Origin of the sequence: Weissella sp. DD23, from assembly GCF_001579105.1 — a bacterium.
Taxonomy (GTDB): domain Bacteria; phylum Bacillota; class Bacilli; order Lactobacillales; family Lactobacillaceae; genus Weissella; species Weissella cibaria.
Map to the genome: position 1 here is coordinate 46,447 of NZ_KQ970397.1, position 3,197 is coordinate 49,643.

Here is a 3,197-nt window from a genome sequence, read left to right on the forward strand (position 1 = left end):
TGTGATTTTGATATGTATTATGCGTTACAGGACTTTGGGGCGGATGTCCAGTTTGTGACTGAAAAGTCGACTGACCTGTCGGCGTACGATGCCGTGTTCTTACCAGGTGGCTTTTCGTATGGGGATTACTTACGAACAGGAGCCGTGGCGCGTTTCGCACCCGTAATGACAGCCGTGCAAAAAATGGCTGCAACCGGGAAACTGGTGGTGGGGGTGTGCAATGGTTTTCAGATTTTAACGGAGGCCGGGATGCTACCTGGGCAATTGATGATGAATCAGACACCCGGGTTCATCTGTGATGAGGTTAAGCTAACGATTACTAATCGACAAACAGCCTTCACAAATCAATATATTGATGCAACGACAACGATTAAATTACCAATTGCGCACGGCGAGGGCCGGTATGTTGCTGATGATGCAACGGTGCGAATGTTGCATGAAAATGGGCAGGTTGTCTTAACGTATGCGACTGATGTTAATGGTTCCGTTGATCAGATTGCCGGGATTACGAACCGCAGTGGGAATGTGATTGGCCTGATGCCACATCCAGAACGCGCGGTTGAGACGTTACTTGGTAATACGGATGGACGACCATTTTTTGAAAGTTTACTAGCAACCATTATCACGAAGGAGACTGTAGAAGCATGACAGCATTGTTGGCAACGACGCATGAACCTACACCGGCAGAAATTGCCGCCACGAAACCATATCAGGCGTGGGGATTAACGGACGAGGAATACATGTTAATTAAGCAAACGTTGGGGCGCTTGCCTAATTACACGGAAACGGGGTTGTTTGCAGCCATGTGGTCAGAACACGTTTCCTATAAGAAATCTAAGCCGGTGCTCCGGACGTTTTGGTCAACCAATGAGCGTGTCTTACAAGGACCGGGTGAGGGGGCTGGCATTTTGGATATCGGCGATGGTCAAGCCGTTGTATTTAAAGCTGAATCACACAACCACCCGTCAGCGGTTGAACCGTATGAGGGTGCTGCGACAGGTGTCGGTGGGATCTTACGGGACATTTTTTCGATGGGCGCGCAACCAATCGCGGTGCTTGATAGTTTACGTTTCGGCGAGTTAACAGATGCACGGACCCAACATCTGTTAAACGGGGTGATTGACGGAATTGCCGGCTATGGCAATGCGATTGGCATTCCGACGGTTGGTGGCGAAATTGGTTTTGACCCGGTTTATCAAGGTAATCCGCTTGTCAACGTGATGGCCGTTGGCGTACTGGATCAAGAACGAATGCAGGTTGGACGTGCCGATGGTAGTGGTAATACGGTTCTGTATGTTGGGGCAAAAACTGGTCGTGACGGCATTCATGGTGCTACTTTTGCGTCCGCAGAATTTTCATCAGATGCCGAACAAGACCGTTCAGCTGTGCAAGTGGGGGACCCTTTTTTAGAAAAACTAGTGATGGATGCAACTTTGAAAGCAATTCAGCAATTTGGTGAGGCTATTGTTGGGGTGCAGGACATGGGAGCAGCTGGTTTGGTATCCTCGTCAGCCGAAATGGCTGGCAAAGCGGGAATGGGCATTCACTTGCAATTAGACAATGTACCACAACGTGAGACGGGGATGACGCCTTATGAACTCATGTTATCTGAGTCGCAAGAACGCATGTTATTAGTTGTGACAAAAGGGCATGAAGCCGCCGTACAGGCCGTCTTTCAGGAAGCTAATTTAGAGGCAGTTGTGATTGGTGAAGTTACAGCAACGGGGCGCTATGAATTAACCTGGCATGGCGAGACCGTGGCTGATTTACCCGTCAATTTTTTGACGCAGTCCCCTAAACAAACCATGGAACAGGTGAAACCAGCACGTCTGCAAGACCCAGCACCAGATTTTACACCGCATGTGGCTGATTTGACGACGGTTTGGCAGGACATATTGGCACAGCCAACAGTTGCTTCGAAAGCGAGTTTGTTTAGACATTTCGATAGTATGGTCCGAACTAATACAGTGATTAAGCCGGGTGGCGATGCGGCTGTTGTTCGTTTACGTGGCACCAAAAAGGCATTGGCCATGACAACTGATGTGAACGCGCGATTTACCTACCTCGATCCTTATATTGGTGGGCAACGCGCAGTCGCTGAGGCAGCTGGCAATATTATTGCCACTGGCGCGTTGCCAATTGGTATTACAGATTGCTTGAACTTCGGTAATCCGGATGATCCAGCAATTTATTACGAATTGGCACAATCAGTCGCCGGCATTAACGAGATGGCCCGACAGATTAATACGCCAATTATTTCCGGTAATGTGTCGTTGTATAACGAGACCGACGGTGCTGCTATCTATCCGACCCCAATGATTGGCATGGTTGGGTTACACACTGATACTGCTGATATCACAACGATTTCATTTAAACAGCCGGATGATGTCATCTATTTGCTGGGTGATACCACGGCTGACTTTAATGGTTCTGAGTTGCAACAACTACAGACCGGGGCCATTGCGGGCCGGTTGCCCGGTTTAAATCGTGATAAATTGTCAGCTACCCAGCAAAGTGTGTTAGCAGGGATTCAGCAGGGACTGATTGCCAGTGCCCACGACCTGGCAGAAGGCGGTTTGGCGGTGTCCTTGGCAGAAAGTACCTTTGGCACACCATTTGGTTTTGATGTAACGGTACCTTGGACGGATAGCTGGTTATTTAGTGAGACGCCAGGCCGCTTTTTGGTAACGGTGCCAGCAAACGCTGTGGACGCCTTTGAAACACGACTGGATACAACATATCTGCGACTGGGTACGGTAACACATGATGATCGGTTGGTCGTCACAACAGCTGATGGGACTGTCAACTTAGATAAGGCACGCCTGCAAGAAGCGTATGAAGGAGCAATCACATGGCAACGCAGTTAATTGAACAAACTCGGTCATTAAATGAGGAATGCGGTATTTTTGGGGTCTGGGGCCACCAAACAGCGGCTAATTTGACTTACTATGGCTTACACGCTTTACAGCACCGGGGCCAAGAAGGTGCCGGAATTGTCGCCAATCAGCAAGGCCATTTATGGCAAGAACGTGGTTTGGGTTTGCTACATGATGTTTTTCGTGACCCAGCGCGTTTAGCGCATTTGCAGGGACAAGCAGCGATTGGTCACGTTCGATATGCGACGGCGGGTTCAGCAGGCATTGAAAATATCCAACCGCTGATGGTGAACTTTTCCGATATGCAATTATCCTTAGCGC

At 49.1% G+C, this 3,197-nt stretch carries 2 protein-coding genes and 1 pseudogene; all 3 read left to right on the forward strand.

The window, feature by feature from the left end; translation table 11 throughout:
- Nucleotides 1-648 (forward strand): phosphoribosylformylglycinamidine synthase subunit PurQ (gene purQ, locus WEIDD23_RS10165; protein WP_197458875.1); only part of this gene is annotated, 648 nt, incomplete at its 5' end.
- Nucleotides 645-2,867 carry a phosphoribosylformylglycinamidine synthase subunit PurL gene (gene purL / locus WEIDD23_RS10170; protein WP_010372622.1) on the forward strand — a complete coding sequence of 741 codons (2,223 nt, stop codon included), beginning with the start codon at nucleotides 645-647 and terminating at the stop codon, nucleotides 2,865-2,867. The genes purQ and purL, both read left to right, overlap by 4 nt.
- Nucleotides 2,852-3,197, forward strand: a pseudogene (locus WEIDD23_RS10175) (amidophosphoribosyltransferase); the annotation flags it as partial. The gene purL and the pseudogene WEIDD23_RS10175, both read left to right, overlap by 16 nt.

What these genes read in the sequence shown, in the direction of transcription:
- purL (WP_010372622.1), top strand. Translation starts at nt 645, where the DNA reads ATGACAGCATTGTTGGCAACGACGCATGAACCTACACCGGCAGAAATT.